Annotated in this window: 12 protein-coding genes and 2 tRNA genes; 8 read left to right on the plus strand and 6 right to left on the minus strand. The window is 71.8% G+C overall.

Annotation, left to right across the window (positions count from 1 at the left end; genetic code table 11):
* Positions 1–59: 59 nt before the first annotated feature.
* Positions 60–380, minus strand: coding sequence for a DMT family transporter (locus AC5Y36_RS24665; protein WP_500043603.1), 321 nt, complete (start codon positions 378–380; stop codon positions 60–62).
* Entirely contained in the window at positions 380–1,204 is an 825-nt protein-coding gene (locus AC5Y36_RS24670) for a crotonase/enoyl-CoA hydratase family protein (protein WP_500043604.1), read from the minus strand. Before AC5Y36_RS24670 ends, AC5Y36_RS24665 begins: the two co-directional genes overlap by 1 nt.
* A 141-nt stretch (positions 1,205–1,345) precedes the next feature.
* On the opposite strand from AC5Y36_RS24670, the gene AC5Y36_RS24675 reads away from it, so the two are divergent.
* From AC5Y36_RS24675 to AC5Y36_RS24695, 5 genes are all read left to right on the plus strand, one after another.
* A complete protein-coding gene (locus tag AC5Y36_RS24675; protein ID WP_500043605.1) occupies positions 1,346–3,235 on the plus strand; it encodes a fatty acyl-AMP ligase in 1,890 nt (629 codons plus the stop codon).
* A 358-nt stretch (positions 3,236–3,593) separates the two neighbouring features.
* On the plus strand, positions 3,594–5,927 hold the full coding sequence (locus AC5Y36_RS24680) for a hypothetical protein (RefSeq protein ID WP_500043606.1): 2,334 nt from the start codon (positions 3,594–3,596) through the stop codon (positions 5,925–5,927).
* A gap of 30 nt (positions 5,928–5,957) precedes the next feature.
* On the plus strand, positions 5,958–8,336 hold the full coding sequence (locus AC5Y36_RS24685) for an autotransporter outer membrane beta-barrel domain-containing protein (protein WP_500043607.1): 2,379 nt from the start codon (positions 5,958–5,960) through the stop codon (positions 8,334–8,336).
* 80 nt (positions 8,337–8,416) lie between these two features.
* Entirely contained in the window at positions 8,417–17,410 is an 8,994-nt protein-coding gene (locus tag AC5Y36_RS24690; protein WP_500043608.1) for a PE family protein, read from the plus strand.
* 64 nt (positions 17,411–17,474) lie between these two features.
* Positions 17,475–18,056: a TIGR03086 family metal-binding protein gene (locus AC5Y36_RS24695; RefSeq protein WP_500043609.1), complete on the plus strand. Its 582-nt coding sequence runs from the start codon at positions 17,475–17,477 to the stop codon at positions 18,054–18,056.
* Here the strand turns inward: AC5Y36_RS24695 and AC5Y36_RS24700 are convergent.
* From AC5Y36_RS24700 to hisC, 3 genes are read right to left on the minus strand one after another with little or no spacing between them, the layout of a single operon-like run.
* Complete coding sequence (locus tag AC5Y36_RS24700) at positions 18,053–18,532, minus strand: DUF4334 domain-containing protein (protein ID WP_500043610.1); 480 nt, start codon at positions 18,530–18,532, stop codon at positions 18,053–18,055. The two genes, AC5Y36_RS24695 and AC5Y36_RS24700, sit on opposite strands and share 4 nt — an antisense overlap.
* The gene (locus tag AC5Y36_RS24705) at positions 18,532–18,933 is read right to left on the minus strand and encodes an SRPBCC family protein (RefSeq protein ID WP_500043611.1); all 402 of its coding nucleotides are present in this window, start codon (positions 18,931–18,933) and stop codon (positions 18,532–18,534) included. Before AC5Y36_RS24705 ends, AC5Y36_RS24700 begins: the two co-directional genes overlap by 1 nt.
* Positions 18,934–18,943: 10 nt before the next feature.
* Complete coding sequence (gene hisC / locus AC5Y36_RS24710; protein WP_500043612.1) at positions 18,944–19,996, minus strand: histidinol-phosphate transaminase; 1,053 nt, start codon at positions 19,994–19,996, stop codon at positions 18,944–18,946.
* A gap of 87 nt (positions 19,997–20,083) precedes the next feature.
* Between hisC and AC5Y36_RS24715 the strand changes: the two genes are divergently transcribed.
* Positions 20,084–20,172 (plus strand) — tRNA-Ser (locus AC5Y36_RS24715).
* A 40-nt stretch (positions 20,173–20,212) separates the two neighbouring features.
* Positions 20,213–20,285, plus strand: a tRNA-Arg gene (locus AC5Y36_RS24720).
* On the opposite strand, the gene AC5Y36_RS24725 is transcribed toward AC5Y36_RS24720, so the two are convergent.
* Positions 20,244–20,555, minus strand: coding sequence for a helix-turn-helix domain-containing protein (locus AC5Y36_RS24725; RefSeq protein WP_500043614.1), 312 nt, complete (start codon positions 20,553–20,555; stop codon positions 20,244–20,246). The genes AC5Y36_RS24720 and AC5Y36_RS24725 overlap by 42 nt on opposite strands.
* 115 nt (positions 20,556–20,670) lie before the next feature.
* On the opposite strand from AC5Y36_RS24725, the gene AC5Y36_RS24730 reads away from it, so the two are divergent.
* The gene (locus AC5Y36_RS24730; RefSeq protein ID WP_500043613.1) at positions 20,671–20,871 is read left to right on the plus strand and encodes a helix-turn-helix domain-containing protein; all 201 of its coding nucleotides are present in this window, start codon (positions 20,671–20,673) and stop codon (positions 20,869–20,871) included.
* Positions 20,872–20,896: the final 25 nt, after the last annotated feature.

The raw sequence follows: 20,896 nt of genomic DNA on the forward strand, positions 1-20,896 counted from the left end.
AAGTGCGAGTGGAGATGTACCTGGATGCAATCTCGGCGTAAGGCGGGCGGAAAAGCGAGCTAAACGCTGCCGGCCTCCATCAGATACACCCCGGCCCCGATCAATACCACGCCGCCGGCCATCGTCGGAGTGAACGGGTCGTCGAACAGGAAGCGGGCCAGCACCGCCGTGGCGGCCACCCCGATGCCCGACCACACCCCGTAGGCCACCCCCACCGGGATGCCGCGTTTCAGCACCATCGCCAACAGCACGAACGACACCACGTAGCCGACCGCCACCGGAATGGCCCACCCCCAGCGGGTGAACCCCTCGGAAGCCCGCATCGACAGTGTGCCGGCGACCTCGAAGCCGATCGCCCCGAGCAGCAGTACCCAGGCCACTATTCGCCGGTGAACTCGGGTGCGCGCCTGCCCATCACCGCCCCGATGCCCTCCATCAGATCCTTGGAGGCCAGAAACGCCGAGTTCCACGCCGCCACGTAGCGCAGGCTGGCCGCCACCCGGTCGGTGCGCTGCTCGTCGAGCACGTCCTTGACGCCCGCCACGGTCAGCGGCGGGTTGGCGGCGATCTCGGCGGCGGTGGCATGGGCGGCGGCCAGGGTGGCGTCGGCGTCGTCGTACACGTCGTTGACCAGACCGATCTTCTCCGCCCGAGCGGCGTCAATGTCCTTGCCGGTCAAGGCCAGTTCGCGCAGGTGCCCGTCGGACAGGATCAGGGGCAGCCGGGCCAGGCTGCCGACGTCGGCGACAATGGCCAGTTTCACCTCGCGCACGCTGAACTTGGCGTCGGCCGACGCGTACCGGATGTCGACAGCCGAGATCAGGTCCACCCCGCCGCCGATGCACCAACCGTGGATCGCCGCGATCGTCGGGGTGCGGCAGTCGGCCACCGCGGTGATCGCCCCCTGCATGCTCTGCAGTTCGCGGTGGAACTCCGCACGCGGTCGGGCCAGGGCCCCGTCGGCCAGCATCGGGGTCAGCGTTCCACCCATCGCGGCCAGGTCCAGCCCGTAGCTGAAGTTGCGGCCCGATCCGGTCAGCACGATCGCCCGCACCTCGCGGTCGGCGTCCAGTTCGGCGAACACCCGGGGCAGTTCCGACCAGAACGCCGGGCCCATCGCGTTGCCCTTGCCGGGCCCGATCAGCGTGACCTGGGCGACATGGTCTTTGATTTCGACGGTGACGGATTCATAGGACTCGGCCATGTCGAGACGGTAGCGCACGCGGTGGCGGGCACCGTGCGGCCCGGTCGTACGGTCCACTGAAGTCCACTAAAGTCGCTGCACTGGGAACACCCGGCTGATATCTTCTGCCGAACCACCGCCGGCACGATCTAGGTGAATGCGATGCCCTCTGCACCCACTGCGCCTTCTGCGCCCACGACCAGCACGTTGCTGGAATTGCTTCGGCTCCAGGCGGATCGGCTCGGCGACAAGGTCGCGTTCAGCTTCTCCTACAACGGCGACGACGTGGACCGCACCCAGCTCAGCTACGCCGAGCTGGACATGCGGGCCCGCGCGATCGGGGCCGACCTGCAACGGCGGGGCGCCACCGGTGAGCGGGTCCTGGTGCTGTGGCGTCCGGGTCTGGACTGCCTCGCCGGCTACTTCGGTTGCCTGTACGCCGGTGCGGTCGCGGTCCCGGTCGACGAGCACTGGGCGTCCAAGCGGGTGGCCACCGTCGTCCCCGACGCACGTGCCCGCTTCGCGCTGGCCACCCCCGAGACGCGGCTGAAGATCAAGAAGACGGTGGATTCTCTGGTGGATCAGCACCTGCAGTGGTGCATCACCGAGGTGCCCGACGAGGCTGCCGACGACTGGACCGCGCCCGAGGTCGACGCGAACACGCACGCGATGGTGCAGTACACCTCGGGTTCGACGCGGACGCCGCGGGGCATCGTGCTGACCCACGACAACCTGATCCAGAACCTGCGGCTGATCCGGCGGGCGTGGAATCCCGAGGCGGCCGACCCATTGTTCGACGAGGCGTCCAGCGCGGTCACCGGGGTTTCGTGGTTGCCGCATCACCACGACATGGGGCTGATCGGCGGCGTGCTCGCGCCGATCGAGTCCGGGTTCACCATCGCGCTCATGTCGCCGGGTGCCTTCCTGATGCGCCCGATGAACTGGCTGCGGGCGATCTCCCGCCAGCGCGCCGTGGTCAGCGCCGCACCGAATTTCGCCTACGACTGGTGCGTGCAACGCAGCACCCCGGAAGAGCGCGCCGAGCTCGACCTGTCCAACTGGTCGATCGCGGTGACCGGGGGTGAGCCGGTGCAGGCGGCGACGATGGACAACTTCGCCGAGGCGTTCGCGGCGTGCGGCTTCCGGAGGGAGGCGTTCCTGCCGGCGTACGGGCTGGCCGAGGCGACGCTGGGCGTCTCGGGGGTGTCGGATTCGCCGGCACCGCTGATCCAGCACATCGATCGCGGCGCGCTGGAGGACAACCGCGTCGTCGATGCCCCGCCGGACGATCCCACCACCGTGACCCTGGTCGGCTGTGGGCAGCCACGAGGCGGACAGGACGTCGTCATCGTCGACCCCGACACCCGGGAGTTGCGCCCACCCGACCAGGTCGGCGAGATCTGGATCGCCGGACCCTGTGTCGCTCAGGGGTACTGGAACAAACCCGAGGAGACCGAGCAGATCTTCGGCGCGTACGTCGCCGGCAGCGGCGCGGGTCCGTACCTGCGGACCGGGGATCTGGGCTTCTTCCGGTTCGGGGAGCTGTTCATCGCCGGGCGAAGCAAGGACCTGGTGATCATCCGGGGTAAGAACTACTACCCCAACGACATCGAGATGACCGTGCAGGAAACCCATCCGGTGCTGGTGCGGGGCCGTGGCGCGGTCTTCTCGATCATCCATCGGCGACGAGTCGCCGTCGCCGAGCAGCTGGTTGTGGTGCAGGAGGTCGACCGCCACATGATCGGCGAGGTCGACCCCGCCGAGGTGATCGACGCCGTCCGCGTCGCGATCAAGGAGCACCACGGCATCGAGCCGCAGGACGTGCTGCTGGTCAAGCCGCTGCGTATCCCCACCACGTCCAGCGGAAAGATCCAGCGCAACGCGTGCCGGCAGCGCTTCCTCGACGAGGGCTTGGAGCCGGTGGCCGAGTGGCATGCGCCGCCGGTCATCGACCCGACCATCCCGGGCGCCAAGCAGCCCGAGGTCGCGTTGAAGCTGGCCCGGCTGGTCGCCAAGGGACTGCTGCGCCAACGCGCGTCCCGCCAGGGCTGACCCGCAGCCCAACAAGGACCATCCGGAGAGCCATCCCGGGGCATCCGCACCGCTGAGAACAAAACCGCAGTACAGACACCACATCGGTGGGTGAAGCGGCCTTCAACGGCCAACCGGCGTGTCATCTGCATGTAACACTACGTAACATACATGTAACTTATATAGTTCTCAGAACAGAATTGGCCAACGAGGGCGTGATGTCCCGTCTGCGGGACAACTAGCGGCAGACGGTGAACCAAAACCCCCGAAACGCGCCCGGATCAAGTGGTTACTTTTCTCTTGCCGAAAGGCTATCCTCATGTAACTTTAAGCAACGCCGCGTTAAGCAACGCTTCCGTACTCAAAGTGGAGTGCATTGATGCAACAGACGCTTCGCCCGTATGTCACGACGGGTATCGCCATCGTTGGTGCCAGTCTCATCGCGGTTGTTCCAGCGGTCGCACCGCTGCCCGACATCCGTCCGGCGCACCCGTATGTCCGGGAGCCCGACGTCCGACTGGCCAACGCCTGGGCCGACCTGTTCACCAACACCGCGGACAACCTCGCCGCCCTCGGCGAGCACGCCTTCGACTTCCCGATCCTGACCCAGTTGCTGCTGCACCCCGCCGAGTCGCTGGCCAACATCCAAAACGTCATCGACCTGCTGACCACCGTGATGCCGAACATCACCGGCGACTTCTCCGGTCTGCCGATGCAGGTCAGCGCCGACCTGTCGCCGGTGCTGGTCGTCCTGCTCGCCGAGCTGGGCCCGTGGATCAACATGCTCAACGCGCTCAACGACATCGCGGTGCAGATCTTCGACTTCAGTGACCCGTGGGGCATCGTCACCGGCATCATCGACGCCCCGGCCATCCTGCTCAACGCATTCCTGAACGGCACCACCAGCTGGGACCTCGTCGGTATCAGCCTGCCGATCTTCAACGGCCTACTCGTTCCGGGCCAGCCCTTCGACCTGGACATGAACGGGTCCGATCTGCTCGACAACCTCGGTATCGGGCATAGCAGCATCAGCTCGGTGCTCACCGACCTCGGCATCGGGGACTTGTCGCTGCAGACGCTGCTGACCGACTTTCTCGACGCGATCGGGCTCGGCCACCAGACCCCGGTCGACCTGCTGGACCAACTCGGTCTGGGCGGGCAACCGGTCGCCGACCTGGCGTCGACACTGCTCAACGCGATCGGCGTGGGCAACCCGACGGTCTCCGAACTCGCCGACCAGGTCGGGTTGGGCGGGCAGTCGGTGGCCGGCATCTTCAAGGAGGTGCTCGATGCGCTCGGGGTGGGCAACCCCAACGTCGGGCAGTTGATCAGTGACGTCGGCCTGAGCGACCAGAGCGTCTCCGGCTTGCTGCAGCACGTGCTGGACGCGCTGCAGATCGGCGACCCAACCATCAGCCAGCTGGCCGACCAGATCGGCCTGGGCGACCTCCAATTGGGCGACGCGGCAAGCTCTTTGCTCGACTCGCTCGGCCTGGGCCACCAGAGCCCCGCCGAACTGCTCGACCAACTCGGCCTGGGCGCGATGACCAGCGGCGAGCTGATCGGCAAGGTGCTCGAGGCCCTGGGCCTGGGGCATCAGACCCCGGGTGAACTACTCGAGGCCCTCGGCGTGGGCAACGTGAGCCTGGGCCAGCTGGCGTCGGATCTGTTCGAGGGGATGGGTCAGGGCGACCTGACACTGGGCGACATGCTCACCGCGGCCGGTCTGGGCGATGTGACGCTGGAGGACTTCCTTGACGCGGCCGGACTGTCCAACATCTCGCTGGAAACCGTCTTCAACGGCCTGGGCTTCGACGACATGACGATCGGCGACTTCATCCAGGCCACCGGCGGCAACCCGTTCAGCCTGGCCAAGGCCAACGACAAGTCGCTGACCGAACAACTGGGCGACCAAACGCTGATCGACATCATCGCCGGCCAGGGCAAGGCCGACCAGACCGTGGGCCAGCTGCTCGGCGAGCTGACCGACGAAAAGATCACCACGCTGCTGCAGGAGAACCTCACCACCACGTTGACCCAGTTCCTCGACGAGCAGGGACTGAATGTCGACCTGATCACCCTGCTGACCACCCTGGGCCCCACCCTGGGCCTGGATATGGATGCGCCGCTCAGTCAGCTGTTCACCCAGCTCGGCCTGAACGACACCGACCTGGACACCCTGGTGCACAACCTGCTGGGCGACGCGACGGTCGGTTCGCTGCTCGGCGACTCCGGCATCGGTGGCGAGCACCTCTCGTCGTTGCTGGACAGCTTGTTCGGCACCACCACGGTGGGCAACCTGCTCGACGGCCAGGACCTGAGCAACATGGACCTGAACACGCTGATCGACCAGCTGTTCGGCGACACCACGGTCGGATCGGTGCTGGGCGACTCGGGTCTGGGCGACACGCATCTGGACGCCCTGCTGCAGAGCTTCCTGGGCGACATGACCGTGAGCTCGCTGCTGGGCGACATGGGCTTGGGCAGCACCGATTTGGACTCGCTGATCGCCGGCCTCGGCCTGGGCGACACCACCATCAACTCGCTGCTGGCGGGCACCGGTTGGGGCGATCTCGACCTGGACGGCCTGCTCGACCAGCTGGGCCTGGGCGACACCGACCTGTTCAACTTCGATGTCTCCGGCTTCACCGGCCTGTGGGACTACCTGATGAACGACTTGCCGGACCAGATCGCGGCAGCGCTGGGCGCATAGGCCATAACACACGAAACCGGGAGAGCCACAATGCAGTTAGCGCTTCGTCCGTACCTGACCACCGGTGTCGCGATCGTCGGTGCCAGCATGATCGCCGTCGTGCCGGCAGCCGCACCGGACGTCCATCCGCTGTCGCAGGCGCAGCAGTCAGCGGTCACGCTGGCCGCCGATGCTTCCGATCTGTGGCAGCCCTATGTGGACCTGTTCAACAACACCTCCGCCAACCTGGCTGAGCTGTCGGCCAGTTCGGGGATGAACGCGCTGTTCACGCAGCTGTTCGAGAACCCCGCCGAGTCGATGTCCCACCTGGCCGATGTCGTCGCGTTGCTGACCCAGATCTTCCCCGACGTCAGCGTTTCGGCGCTGCCGCTGCCGGTTGACATCAGCGCTGAACTGACGCCGATGCTGACCGCGCTGATCGCCGCGATCGGCCCGTGGATCAACGTCTTCAACGCCATGCAGGACATCTCGGCTCAGCTCTTCGACTTCTCCGACCCGTGGGGCATGCTGACCGCCCTGGTCACCGCCCCGGCGGTCCTGATGGACGCGTTCCTCAACGGCCAGGACGGGATCAGCGTCCTCGGGTTGAACATCCCCGCGTTCAACGGCCTGCTGGTTCCCGCAGGGCAGGCCTTCGATCTGCACATCGGGTTGGGCCAGGTGATCGACCAGCTGGGCATCGGCAGCCAGAGCTTCGGCGGGCTGCTCAGCGCGTTCGGCGTGGGCGACATGTCGCTGGAAAGTCTGCTGACCAACCTGGTCGACGGCCTGGGCTACGGCCAGATGACCCCGGTCGACCTGCTCGAGCAGCTCGGGCTGGGCGACATGTCGGTGGGCAGCCTGCTGACCAGCGTGCTCGACTCCATGGGCTACGGCGACCTGACCCCGGTCGGATTGCTGGACCAGCTCGGGGTGGGTGACCAGCCGGTCTCGGATCTGGCGATCTCGCTGCTCAACGAGCTCGGCGTCGGCAACCCGAGCATCACCGACCTGGTGAACCAGGGTGGCATCGGCAACGAGTCTGTGGCGCAACTGCTTTCGGATCTACTCGCCACCGCCGGAATCGGAAACCCAACGGTCACCGGCCTGTTGGAGCAACTCGGTATGGGCGAGCTGAGTGTGGGCGGGCTGCTCACCGACCTGGTCGGCGACCAGACGCTCAGCGATGTGACCAGCCCGATCCTCGGCGACATGAGCGTCGGTGACGTGGTGACGTCGCTGCTGGACTCCTCGGGCATCGGTCAGCAGACCGTCTCCGACATGGTGCTGAGCATGCTCGCCGAGCAGTTCGGCACCACCGCCGAGACCGGATTCGGCCAGCTCCTCATCGACCTGCTGCAAAGCATGGACATGGATCTGACGCTGTCCGAAGCGGTCGGCCAATCGGGTATGGGCACCACCACGCTCGGTGAGTTGGTGACCCAGCTCGGCATGGCCGACACCGTGTTCAAAGACCTGCTGCCGGCGAGCATCGCCAACCAGACGCTGTGCGGCCTGGCCGGCTTGTCCGGCTTCCTGTGCACGGTCGGCGCAGCGGCCGCCGGTTTCGGGGCCAACGAGACCCTGTATCAGCGGCTCGGCAACAACAGCGTGCTGGAAACCATGCAGAACCTGCAGACCGACCACAGCGGTGTCAGCCTGGCCGACAAGACCATCGCCGACCTGATCGGCGCGACCGGCCAGGGCAACGAGCACCTCTCCACGGTCATCACCAACCTGGGTCTGAACACCAGCATCGGTGACGTCCTGCACAACCTGGGATTCGACAACACCAGCATCGACCAGGTGCTGGTCAACGGCTTCGGGTTGGACGACGTGAGCGTCCAGTCGCTGCTGGACAACCTGGGCTTCAACAACCTCGACCTGAGCACGGTGATCGACCGGCTGGGCCTCAATGACGTGAATGTCATTGACATGCTGAGCAACTGGAACCTGGACAACCTGGACATCAACACGGTGCTGGACCGGCTGTTCGGCGACGTCACGGTCAACTCGGTGCTCGGCAGCCTGAACATGGACAACGTTCACCTCGATGACGTCATCGAAAGCCTGCTGGGCGGCGTCAACCTGAACACCCTGCTCGGCGACATCGGGCTGAACAGCGTCAGTTTGAACGACGCGATCGACGACCTGCTCGGTGGCGTCAGCCTGACCGGCTTGCTCGGTGACCTCGGCCTCAACAGCGTTGACCTGGACGGGATCATCGCCGGTCTCGGCCTGGGCAGCACGTCGCTCAACGATCTGCTGGGCGACCTGGGCTTGAGCAACTTCACCCTCGACATGCTGTTCGACAACCTCGGGCTGTCGGGCAGCGGCGTGCTGGACGCGCATCTGGGTGACTTCTCCGGGATGTTCAGCTTCCTGTTCGACGATCTGCCGGCGCAGATCGCGGCGGCGCTGGGCGCCTAGCAGCGATGCGCTCGGAGCCGTCGATGACAACGAATCCACAACTCTCCTCACCGATTTCGCACAGATAGGGGAAATCCCAGATGGCTGGTAACCGCGGACGTCGGATTTCGCGCGGCAGCAGGGCTGCAGGCCGCAACCGGGCCGTTGGCGCGGCCGCCACCGTCAGCGCGTTCTTCGCGTTCGGGCTGACCCCGGTGGCGCCGGCACCGCAGGCCCACGCCGACGTGTTCGACATCGACTGGGTGATGGACCTGCTCGGCCCGACCCTGGGCGACGCCGTCACCAACCTGGGCGACGCGTCGTCGTGGGAGGCGTTCCTCGACCCCAACGGCTGGGACACCTTCTTCAACAACCTGATTGACCCGAGCACCTGGGATCTGCCCGCGGCCGATGACGCGTTCGCGCTGGCGGCCACCAACCCGGACCCGTTCGCGGACTGGTTCAACCAGTGGGTCTATGAGCCGATCCACGACGCCCAACAGGACTGGATCAACAGCAGCTTCGGCATCCAGATGAACGACTGGATCAATGAGTCCCTCGGCGGGTTCTACATCGGCAACGGCGCCGACGGCATCAGCGGCGGCACGCTGGCCGAGGCGGCCGGTGGCAACGGCGGGTTGTGGTTCGGCGACGGTGGCGCGGGCGGCACCTCCATCGACGGTGTCGGCGGTGACGGTGGCGACGCCCTGGGCTGGTTCGGCAACGGCGGCGCCGGCGGTGACGGCATCGACGGCGGCGCGGGCGGTGACGGCGGATCCGGCGGCACGTTCATGGGCTGGGGCGGTGCCGGCGGTGACGGCGGATCGGCCAGTGACGGTGACGGTGGCGACGGTGGCCTCGGCGGTGCGGCCATGGGCTGGTACTTCGGCAACGGCGGCGTCGGCGGCAACGGCGGTGCGGGCAGTGCCGGCATAACCGGTGCGGCCGGCGCCAGCGGTGGACTGGGTGGCGACGGCGGAAGGGGAGGCGCCGGGGGTGACGGCAGCGCGCTGATCGGCAGCGGCGGCAACGGCGGTCTCGGCGGCGCCGGTGGAGCCGGCGGCAACGGTGGGGGCGGCGTCAACGGTGTGAACGCGACGGCGGCCGGCGCGGACGGCACCGACGCCGGCAATGGCGGCAACGGCGGCAACGGTGGCCACGGCGGTGCCGGCGGCGCCGGTGGACACAGCGGCAGCATGGGCGGCGCGACCGGAACCAGCGGTTCCGGCGGTGCGGGCGGCGCCGGCGGTAACACCGGAGCGGGCGGCAACGGTGGTGCCGGCGCAGCCGGTGACGTGTCGACCCCGGACGGCGGTGACGGCGGCCGTGGCGGTGACTCCGGAACGCTCGCGGGTAACGGTGGTGCCGGCGGCGCGGCCGGCGGGACCGGTGCGGCGGCCGGCGCCCACGGTCTCGGCGGCGTGGTGGCCACCGCCGGCGGCAACGGCGGTGCCGGCGGTGCCGGCTACGACGCCAGCGCGGGTGGTGTGGCCGGCGCGGACGGCGGCAGTGGTGGTGCCGGCGGCGATGCCGGGGCATACGGCAGTGGTGGTGCCGGTGGTGCCGGCGGTGACGGTGCCACCGGGCAGGCCGGGGTGGTCGACGTCAACGGCAACGGCACCACCGGTTTGTCCGGCGGCGCGGGCGGCAACGGTGGCGCCGGCGGGCAGGGCGGATCCCTGGCCGGGAGTGGTGGTGCCGGCGGTAAGGCCGGCGCCGGCGGTGCGGGCGGTGCGGGCGGCGACGGCGCTGCCGGTGCGGCCGGTGACGACGCCCTGGCGGGCAGTGGTGCCGCGGGCAACGACGGCGGTGCCGGCGGCAGCGGCGGCAACGGCGGCAGCGGCGGCGCGGGTGGAACCGGCGGCGTCGGCGGTGGCGCGGCGGCCGGCAACGCGGGCGCGGCCGGGGCCGGTGGAATCGGTGGCGCTGGTGGTGCCGCGGGTGACGCCGGCAACGGCGGCCAGGGCGGTGCCGGTGCGGGCGGCGACGTCAACGCGGTCGCCGGTGCCGGCGGCCACGGTGGCGCGGGCGGTGACCGCGGGGTGGCCGGAACCGGTGGCGCCGGTGGCCAGGGCGGCGACGGTGTCCAGGCCGGCAGCGGTGCCGGCGGCACGGCGGGCACCGGCGGTGACGGCGGTGCCGGTGGCGTCGGCGGCGACGGGCAGGTGTTGGGCGACGGCACCGTGCAATCCGGTGGTGATGGTGGGGCCGGCGGCGACGCGGGTGCCGACGGCACGGGTGGCGCCGGCGGGGCCGGCGGTGTGGGCGCGACCGGGGTTGCCGGCGGCACCGACGCCCTCGGCAACGGCATGGCCGGTGGCACCGGCGGGCTCGGTGGCCACGGTGGTGCGGGCGGCGCGGGCGGCTTGAACTCCGGCGACGGCGGCGTCGGTGGCCACGGTGGCACCGGCGGTGTCGGCGGCAACGGCGGCGCGGCCGCGGATGCGACTTTGGCCGACACGGCCGGCGGCAACGGCGGGAACGCCGGCGCGGGTGGCCAGGGCGGCGACGGCGGTCTGGGCGGAACCTCGGCCAACGGGACGGGCGGCGCCGGCGGTGCCGCCGGTGACGGTGGTGCGGCCGGCCTGGCGACGGCCGGCGGCCAGGGTCTCGGTGGCGGCGGCGCGGCGACCGCCGGTGCCGGTGGTGTCGGTGGTGACGGTGCGGACGGCGGTGCGGCCGGACACGCCGGGGTCGGCACCGACGGCGGCGCCGGTGGCGCGGCGGGCAATGCGGGCGCGGCGAGTGATGGCGCGACCGGTGGTGCCGGCGGCGACGGCGCCGGCCAGATCGGCGCATCGACCACCGGTCAGGGCGGTGGCGCTGGTGGTGTCGGCGGCAACGCGGCGACGACCGGCAACGGCGGTGCCGGTGGTGTCGGCGGCCACGGCGGCAACGGCGCGGACGGCTACCTCGACGATGACGGCAACGGCACGGCGGGTGGCCTCGGTGGGGCTGGTGGTGTCGGCGGCGTCGGCGGTCTCGGCGGGTCGGATGCCGGCGACGGCGGGGCCGGCGGCCACGGTGGTGTCGGCGGCACTGGCGGCCAGGGCGGTGACGGCACCCACGGCGCCAACGGCGCCGACGCGGCGGCCGGCAGCGGCCAGGCCGGTGTCGACGGCGTCAAGGGCGGCAACGCCGGTGCCGGCGGCAGCGGCGGCGTGGGCGGTAACGGCGGCGCCGGTGGCGCCGCGGCCAACGGCAACACGGGCGCGGCCGGGGCCGGCGGGCAAGGCGGTGACGCGGCATTCAGCGGCATCCCGGGCGACGGCGGTGACGGTGGCGCCGGAGCCGGCGGCGGCGGGGGCTCCGCCGCAGGCAACGGCGGAAACGGTGGCGCCGGCGGTAACCGCGCCGATGACGGCCAGGCCGGGGCCGGCGGTTTCAGCGGCGATGGGCTGACCCAGGCCGACAGCGGCGCGGCCGTGTCATGGTCGGGTATCGCCGGTAACGGCGGCAGCGGCGGTGCCGGCGGCGTCGGCTCCGGCTCGGTCGGCGGTGTCGCCCAGATCGGCGGCGCCGGCGGTAACGGCGGAGCGGGCGGCTCCTCCGGCGACGGTGGTGCCGGTGGCAACGGCGGCGATGGCGCGGTCGGCGAGGCCGGCGGCACCGACGTCAACGGCAACGGCACCGCGGGAAGCACCGGCGGCCTCGGTGGCGCCGGCGGCCAGGGTGGCGCGTCCGGCTCGATCGCCGGCAACGGCGGCGTCGGCGGCCAGGGCGGCCAGGGCGGTGTCGGTGGCGCCGGTGGCAATGGTGCCGACGGTTCGGTCGGTGCGACCGGCGACGCCGTCATCGATGTCAACGGTGGTGCCGGTGGTGCCGGCGGGCACGGCGCCGATGGCGGCATCGGTGGTCAGGGCGGTGCCGGTGGTGCCGGTGGCGCTCTCAACAACAGCGGCGGCCAGGCGGGTGGCGACGGCGCCGGCGGTGCCGGAGGCACCGGCGGCGCGGCAGGGAACGCCGGCAATGGCGGCGCCGGTGGTGCCGGGGTCGGCGGCGGCTCCGGCACTTCGGCCGGCAACGGTGGCGCCGGTGGCGCCGGCGGTGACCGAGGCAACGGTGGTGCCGGCGGCGCGGGCGGCCTGAGCGCCGACGGCGTCATACAGGCCGACAGCGGGGCGTCCGGCGCGGAAGCCACCAGCGGTGGCAACGGCGGTGCCGGCGGTATCGGCGGGACCGGGCAGGTGCTGGGCGACGGCACCGTCCAATCTGGCGGCGACGGCGGTGCCGGCGGTGCGGCCGGGTCGATCGGCGACGGCGGTGCCGGCGGTAACGGTGGTCTCGGTGCGGCGGGCGTGGCCGGGATCACCGACGCCGGCGGCAACGGCACCGACGGCGGTGCGGCGGGCGCTGGTGGCAACGGCGGCGTCGGCGGCGCCGGCGGCAGCATCTCCGGCAACGGCGGCGCGGGCGGCCTGGGCGGCAACGGCGGTGCCGGCGGCGTCGGCGGCAGCGGCGCGAACGGCGTATCGGCCGGCTTCGTCACCCCCGGAACCGGCGCATCGGGCGCCGACGGCGGCAACGGCGGCAACGGTGGGGCCGGTGGTCTGGGCGGGAACGGTGGCAACGGCGCCGCCGGCGGTACCGCCACCAGTGGCCAGGCGGGCGCCAGCGGCACCGGCGGAATCGGCGGGAAGGGCGGCGCGGCCGGTAACGCCGGCAACGGCGGCAACGGTGGCAACGGCACCGGCGGCGGCACCGGGGCGGTCGCCGGCAGCGGTGGCGACGGCGGCGACGGCGGCAACCGCGGGGTGGCCGGTGAGGGTGGCCAGGGCGGCCAGGGCGCCGACGGCAGCCACGCCGCCAACGGCGCCCGCGGCGCGGCCGGCAGCGGGGGCAACGGCGGATACGGGGGCAAGGGCGGCAACGGGCAGGTGCTGGCCGACGGCACCAGCCAGGCCGGCGGCGACGGTGGTGCCGGCGGCCACGCCGGGGCGATCGGCAACGGTGGATCCGGCGGCGACGGCGGATCCGGTGCCAACGGAATCACCAGCGCCAGCGAGACTCTCGACGGCGGAAACGGCACCGACGGCGCGGCCGGCGGGAACGGCGGCGCCGGCGGCATGGGCGGCTCGACCTCCGGCAACGGCGGGTACGGCGGCCTCGGCGGTCGGGGCGGCAACGGCGGCGCCGGTGGGGCCGGTGACCACGGCGCCACCGGAACCAACGCGGTCGCCGGAAGCGGCGCGGCCGGCGGCGACGGTGGCGGCGCGGGCAGCGGTGGCGACGGCGGCAACGGTGGTGCCGGTGGTAGCGGTGGCGCCGGTGGAACGGCCACCAGCGGCAGCGCGGGCAGCAACGGTCAGGGCGGTCTGGGCGGCAACGGCGGGGCGGCCGGCAACGCCGGCAACGGCGGTGCGGGCGGTGCCGGCGCCGGCGGTGGAACGGACACCACCGCGGGAGTCGGTGGCAACGGTGGCGCCGGCGGTGACCGCGGCGCGGCCGGGACCGGCGGCGCCGGCGGCCTCAGCGGCGACGGTGTCACCCACCGGGCAGACGGGGCCGCGGGCGCGGCCGGCAGCGGCGGCAACGGCGGCGCCGGCGGCGCGGGCGGCGCGGGCGAGGCACTCGCCGACGGCTCGGCCCAGGACGGCGGTGCCGGCGGTGCCGGCGGGGACGCCGGAGCGATCGGAACCGGTGGCGCCGGCGGCAACGGTGGTGCCGGCTCCGCCGGGGTGGCCGGTGTCACCGACGTCGACGGCAACGGGACCGCGGGCGGCAACGCCGGCAACGGCGGCGCGGGCGGACTCGGTGGCGCCGGCGGCTCCACCTCCGGGAACAGCGGCGCCGGCGGTAACGGCGGCGCGGGCGGTGTCGGTGGCGCGGGTGGCGACGGAGCCAACGGCACGATCGGTACCGATGCGGCCGCGGGCAGTGGCGACAACGGTGGCGACGGCAACGACGCCGGCGACGGTGGCCACGGCGGCCTCGGCGGTAACGGCGGTGCCGGTGGCGCCGCGGGCAGCGTGACGTCCGGCAACGCGGGCGCGGCCGGTGCGGGCGGTGCCGGTGGTACCGGCGGCGCAGCCGGTAATGCCGGTAACGGTGGCGCGGGTGGTACCGGCGCCGGCGGTGGTGTGAATGCCGCGGCAGGGGCCGGCGGCCACGGCGGCGCGGGCGGTGTCCGCGGCGAGGCCGGTGCCGGCGGCACCGGTGGTTTGGGTGCCGGCGGGACGCAGGCCGCCGACGGTGCGGCCGGCGCGGCGGCCGGCGGCGGCAACGGTGGCGCCGGTGGTACCGGTGGCGCCGGCCAACTCCTGGTCGACGGCACCGCCCAGGCGGGTGGTGACGGCGGTGCCGGCGGTGATGCCGGACCGGTCGGCAACGGCGGTGCGGGCGGCAACGGCGGTGTCGGTGCGACCGGCGCGGCCGGGGTTACCGACGTCAACGGGGACGGCACCGACGGTGCCACCGGCGGGCTGGGCGGCAACGGTGGTGCCGGCGGCGCGGGTGGCACGGTGTCCGGTAACGGCGGGGCCGGCGGCCAGGGCGGCGTCGGCGGCGTCGGCGGTGCGGGCGGCAGCGGCGTGCACGGCGCGACCGGTTCCGACGCGACCGCGGGCAGCGGGGACAACGGGCAGGACGGCGGCGACGGCGGCAACGCCGGCGCCGGTGGCACCGGTGGTCACGGCGGTAAGGGCGGCGTCGGCGGTGGTGTCACGTCGGGCACGGTCGGTGCGGCCGGGGCCGGTGGCCAGGGCGGTACCGGTGGTGCCGCGGGTGACGCCGGCGACGGTGGCGCCGGCGGTGCTGGTGCCGGTGGCGGCGTCAACGCCACGGCCGGATCGGGCGGTAATGGTGGCTCCGGCGGTGACCGCGGCGCGGTCGGTGCCGGTGGCGCGGGCGGCACGGGCGCCGATGGTGCCCAGGCGGCGAGCGGTGCGACCGGGACGGCCGGTATCGGCGGCGACGGCGGTGCGGGCGGCACCGGTGGCACCGGTGAGGTGCTCGGCGACGGCACCGCGCAGACCGGTGGCTCCGGTGGCGTCGGTGGTGATGCCGGCACGATCGGCACCGGCGGTGCGGGTGGTGCCGGTGGTGCCGGCGCCGCGGGTGCGGCCGGGATCACCGACGTCGATGGCAACGGGACCGCGGGCGGTGATGCCGGAATGGGCGGCCAGGGCGGTGCGGGCGGTGCCGGCGGCACGGTGTCCGGTAACGGCGGGGCTGGCGGAGCGGGTGGCACCGGCGGTGTCGGCGGGGCCGGAGGCAGTGGCGCCCATGGTTCCGATGGCGCGGATGCGGCCGCCGGCAGCGGCGGCAACGGTGACGCGGGTGTGGACGGTGGCGACGCCGGCGCTGGCGGGCACGGTGGTCTGGGCGGTAACGGTGGCGCCGGTGGTGGTGTCACCTCCGGGACGGCCGGTGCGGCCGGCGCCGGTGGCCAGGGCGGTGTCGGTGGTGCGGCCGGTGACGCGGGCAACGGTGGTGCCGGCGGTGACGGCGCTGGTGGCGGTGCGAACGCCACCGCCGGATCCGGTGGTGCCGGCGGTGCGGGCGGTGACCGCGCCCAGGCCGGTGCGGGCGGTGACGGCGGCATCGGCTCCGACGGCAGCCAAGCGGCCGCCGGTGCCGGCGGTGCTGACGGTGTCGGCGGTGACGGCGGCGCGGGCGGCGCCGGTGGTGCCGGGCAGGGCAGTCCCGGCGGGGTCGCGCAGACCGGTGGTGACGGTGGTGCCGGCGGTAACGCCGGAACGATCGGCACCGGTGGAGCCGGTGGTCACGGCGGTGCCGGTGCGACCGGTGCGGCCGGTGTCACCGACGGCAGCGGCGATGGTACCGACGGGGCGGCGGGCGGACTCGGCGGCCACGGTGGCGCCGGGGGTGCCGGTGGTAGCACCTCGGGTGATGGTGGCGTCGGTGGTGCGGGCGGTGTCGGCGGCCTCGGCGGTGCCGGTGGCGCTGCGGCTAATGGCGCCGACGGTGTGGACGCCGCGGCGGGTAGCGGTGGCAATGGCACTGACGGCGGCGACGCGACGGGTGCCGGTGGCGCCGGTGGCGCCGGCGGTGTCGGTGGCGATGGCGGTGTGGGCGGCACTGCGACGGCGGGCAACGCCGGTGCCGATGGTGCGGGCGGTGTCGGTGGCACCGGCGGCGCAGGCGGCAACGCGGGCAACGGTGGGCACGGTGGCGCCGGGGCCGGTGGCGGCGGCAATGCGGTGGCCGGCCACGGCGGCAACGGTGGCGACAGCAGCAGCACCCGCGGCGAGGCCGGTGCAGGCGGCGCCGGTGGTTACAGAGCCGACGGTGCCCAGGCCGCCGGCGGCGCGACCGGCGCCGAGGGTATCGGTGGCAATGGTGGCAGCGGCGGTAACGGCGGCAACGGCAGCGGTACGGTGCAGGCCGGCGGCTATGGCGGCAACGGTGGTGACTCCACCGCGCCCTACGGCGACGGCGGCGACGGCGGTAACGGCGGCAACGGAACCAGCGGGGCGGCCAACACCGTGGGCGCCGACGGTGGCGCCGGCGGTAACGGAGGCCACGCGGGTCTCAACGGTGACGGTGGTGCCGGCGGCAAGGGTGGTAACGGCGGCAACGGCGGCGCCAACACCACCACCGGCTCGACCGGTGCGGCCGGCACCGGCACCAGCGGTGCCACCGGTGGTACCGGCGGCACCGGTAGTACCGGATACGCCGCGGGCAGCGGCGGCGCCGGTGGCCAAGGCGGTGCCGGCGGCACCGAAACCGGCGACGGCGGCCAGGGCGGTCAAGGTGGCTCGGGTGGTATCGGTGGCAAGGGCGGCACCGGCGGTACCGGCGGCAAGGGCGGTACGGGTACGACCGGCGGCATATTCCAGAGCGGCGGCAAGGGCGGAACCGGTGGCACCGGTGGTGTCGGTGGTACCGGCGGCGCCGGCGGTGACGCGGGTGCTGGTGGCGCCGGCGGTGCTGCTCCCGGTGTCGGCGATGTGGGTGCCGACGGGAGCGATGGTGCGATCGGCGCCGGCGGAGCCGGCGGCACGGGTGGGGCCGGCGGTCCGGGCGGTAACGGCGGTGCCGGCGGCTTCGGCGGTGGGACCGGTGCGACCGGTAACACCGGCTCACAGGGTGGCACTGGCGCGCAGGGCCCGAGCGGAGACCCCGCCCCGTAAAGGTCCCCCTCCCCTCCCCGCGAGCACCCGCTCGCGGGGAGGGCTGGACCCGTAGCCTGGGGCCATGAGCCCTGATCTGCGCCCCGGTCCCGACGCTCCGCCCGCCGACGAGTTGGTGAGCGCCGAAGCCACCCTCGCGGTCCTGGTAGAGGTGCTGCACCACGTCAGCGCCGACCAGCTGGGGCAGCCCACGCCGTGCGCGGAGTTCGACGTCGCGCAGCTCACCGAGCACCTGTTGAACTCGATCACCGTGCTCGGCGGTGCGGTGGGCGCCGATATCCCGCCGGCCGGCGCCGGCGATTCGGTGGAGCGCCAAGTGGTTTGCGCGGCGCGGCCCGCGCTGGACGCATGGCATCGCCACGGGCTGGACGGCAGCGTCACCGTCGGCTCAAACGAGGCCCCGGCCCGCGTGATGGCCGCGATCTTGTCGCTCGAATTCCTGGTGCACGCATGGGATTACGCACGAGCGACGGGGCGTGACGTGGCGGCCCCGGAGTCGCTGTCCGGGTATGTCCTGGACCTGGCCCGCGCCATCATCACCCCGCAGGGCCGCGCGACGGTGGGATTCGATCAGCCGGTCGAGGTGCCCGACGATGCGAGCGCCTTGGACCAGTTGGTGGCGTTCACCGGCCGCCGGCCGCGCTAGGCGCGTTCGAGGAAGAAATAGAAGTAGCGGCCGACGCCGGACTGGAAGTCCAGCACACCCTTGCCGTTCATGATCCCCATGACGGCGTTGTCGTCGATGCGCTTGAAGTGGTCGTGGGTGGGCTGGCCGTCGTAGACCATGGTCGCGGTGATCTCGCCGCGGAACTCCTCCAGCCACAGGCTGGCCTCACCCTTGCCGAGCTCCACGTTGGAGAACTTCTTGCCGTCGGCGTCCAGGCAGACCAGCGGCTGCACGTCGGTCACCGAACGGAACGACTTACCGAACCAGCGGGCCTTCTCCAGCCGGCCGTTCATCCGGTGCCCGGTGACGAACTCGCCGCCCGACCACTCGCCCAGCATGTCCTCGAGACCAACCGTCGGCAGGCCGGCCCAGAACTCGTCGAGTTCGGCGTCGGCGATCGGCGACGTCCGCTGCCGCAACTCGGTGAAGCGGGTGCGGGCCTGCGAATCGGTCATCACTTGACCTGACGCTTGAGCGCGAACAGCAGCCCGTGGGCCAGCGCAGCCGCCGCACCCGGAATGCGGTTGTCGGCGCTGACCGAATAGCGGATCTCGGTGCCGCCGCCGACCGACCGCAGTTGCACGTCGCCGAAGTAGTTGCGCAGCGGGATTCCGGAGACCGCCCGGTAGGTCAGCCGCTGCTCCGGTTCGAACGCGGTGACTTCCTCGACGAACGCGGGTCCCGGCCCCACCTGGACGCGGCGCTGCGCGCCCACGCCGTTGCGGTCCGGGGTGCCGGGCTGTACCAGCGTCACCTTCATGCCGGGGGCCCATGCGGACATGCCCTCGTGGTCGGCGAGCACTTCCCACACCCGCGCGACCGGCGTCGACACCGTCGTCGTGGCGGTTGCCTGCATCAGAACCTCCTCAGCCCGAAATCCAATCTCGGGCAAACCGTAACAGGGCGTCGTTCTCCTCGGGGGCGCCGATCGTCACCCGCACCCCGTCGCTGCCATAGGGACGTACCACCAGGCGGGCGTCGGCCGCGGCGGCGACGAACTCGGCGGTGCGCTCGGCCAGGGGCAGCCACACGAAGTTGGCCTGCGAGTCCGGCAGGGTGTATCCGGCGTCCAGCAGCGCCGCCGATACCCGGGCCCGTTCGGCCACCACTGCGTCGGTTCGGGCCAGCAGCTCATCGGCGGCGCGCAGCGAGGCGATGGCGCCGGCCTGCGCCAGGCTGGACACGGTGAACGGGACGTACACCTTGCCCAGCGCGGTGATGATCGCCGGATCGCCCACCGCGTAGCCCACCCGCAGCCCGGCCAGCCCGTAGGCCTTGGAGAAGGTGCGCAACACCACCACGTTCGGGTACGCGCGGGCCAGGTTCAGGCTGTGCGGGTAGAGCCCGTCGCGGATGTATTCCACATAGGCCTCGTCGATGGCGATCAGGATGTCTGCCGGGACGGCGGCGACAAAGCGGGCCAGCTCGTCGGGGTGCACCACCGTCGAGGTCGGGTTGTTGGGGTTGCACACGAAGATCAGCCGAGTGCGTTCGGTGATCGCGGCCGCCATCGCCTCCAGGTCGAAGGTCTGGTCGCGCAGCGGCACCTGCACCGGGACGGCGCCGGCGGTCCGGACCTGCAGCGGGTAGATCTCGAAGCTGCGCCAGCCGAAGATCACCTCGTCGCCGGGGCCGCAGCTGATCTGGATCAGCTGCTGACACAGACTGACCGAACCACAGCCCGCCGCGACGTGTTCGGGGGCGAAGCCGACGTAGTCGGCCAGCTCGCAGCGCAGTGCGGCGTAGCCGTTGTCGGGGTAGCGGTTGAGGTTGTCGGTGGCTTGCTCGATGGCGGTACGCACGCTGGGCAGCGGTCCGAACACGGTCTCGTTGCTGGCCAGCTTGGTCGCACCCGGCACCGTTTTGCCCTCGACGTAAGCCGGCAGCCCCATCACTTCGGGGCGCAGGCGGGCGGTCACTTCGACAGCATATGTGTCTGCTGTGTACGCTGTGCCCTCGGCGGTTTCGGAGCCTGCAGGACGGTCCGGTACCCTCATGGAGTTCAAGGAGGCGTGCCAGAGCGGCCGAATGGGACTCACTGCTAATGAGTTGTCCCTCTTAAAGGGGACCGGAGGTTCAAATCCTCTCGCCTCCGCCGGGGCCTAGGCTTTTCTAGGCCCTACAACTGAATACGGGCGCCCGTAGCTCAACGGATAGAGCATCTGACTACGGATCAGAAGGTTGGGAGTTCGAATCTCTTCGGGCGCACACATCACCGCCACCGTCCGGCCCCGGATTCGGTGCGGTGCCATCGATCAGCCACCGCGGTGAGACACCGCACATCACGGCGATCTCATTGAGGATGAATTTCTTCGGTGCTGGGCCGATGTCCCTGCACCAGCGTGAGACGGTTCCGCGCGATACCTCGAACCGCTCCATGAGGTCGGTCTGTTTCAGGCCGCCCTCGTCAAGTGCCATTTGAATGCGCCACCCCAGAGTCACCTCGGGGATCTTGGCGAAATCCACCTGTTCGCTCATGTGCACAGTATCGACGCATGACAGTCACGCGTCAACTGTGAGCTTCCTGACGGTATGACCGACTACGGCGCAACACGCCGAAATCTGACTGTTGACAGTCATGACGCATTGCATCATGATTGCCAACGTGAGCAATCCAGACGAACTGTTGATCGGCTCCCAGGTCGGCGAAATCCTCGGCAAATCGACCCGGACAATCGCTCGACTCGCATCCCAAGGAGAGATCCCATACGCAACGAAACTCCCTGGCCCGAACGGTGCCTACCTGTTCCGGCGCGGTGACATCGAGGCCTTGGCAGCGAAGGCTTCGGCGTGACGCAGTCTTCTCCTTCCCTCGCTGG

This window comes from Mycobacterium sp. NGS50 (assembly GCF_059812545.1).

What these genes read in the sequence shown, in the direction of transcription:
- AC5Y36_RS24700 (WP_500043610.1), bottom strand. Translation starts at nt 18,532, where the DNA reads ATGACCGATTCGCAGGCCCGCACCCGCTTCACCGAGTTGCGGCAGCGG.
- AC5Y36_RS24670 (WP_500043604.1), bottom strand. Translation starts at nt 1,204, where the DNA reads ATGGCCGAGTCCTATGAATCCGTCACCGTCGAAATCAAAGACCATGTC.
- AC5Y36_RS24705 (WP_500043611.1), bottom strand. Translation starts at nt 18,933, where the DNA reads ATGCAGGCAACCGCCACGACGACGGTGTCGACGCCGGTCGCGCGGGTG.
- AC5Y36_RS24690 (WP_500043608.1), top strand. Translation starts at nt 8,417, where the DNA reads ATGGCTGGTAACCGCGGACGTCGGATTTCGCGCGGCAGCAGGGCTGCA.
- AC5Y36_RS24680 (WP_500043606.1), top strand. Translation starts at nt 3,594, where the DNA reads ATGCAACAGACGCTTCGCCCGTATGTCACGACGGGTATCGCCATCGTT.
- AC5Y36_RS24675 (WP_500043605.1), top strand. Translation starts at nt 1,346, where the DNA reads ATGCCCTCTGCACCCACTGCGCCTTCTGCGCCCACGACCAGCACGTTG.
- AC5Y36_RS24725 (WP_500043614.1), bottom strand. Translation starts at nt 20,555, where the DNA reads ATGAGCGAACAGGTGGATTTCGCCAAGATCCCCGAGGTGACTCTGGGG.
- AC5Y36_RS24695 (WP_500043609.1), top strand. Translation starts at nt 17,475, where the DNA reads ATGAGCCCTGATCTGCGCCCCGGTCCCGACGCTCCGCCCGCCGACGAG.
- AC5Y36_RS24685 (WP_500043607.1), top strand. Translation starts at nt 5,958, where the DNA reads ATGCAGTTAGCGCTTCGTCCGTACCTGACCACCGGTGTCGCGATCGTC.
- AC5Y36_RS24730 (WP_500043613.1), top strand. Translation starts at nt 20,671, where the DNA reads ATGATTGCCAACGTGAGCAATCCAGACGAACTGTTGATCGGCTCCCAG.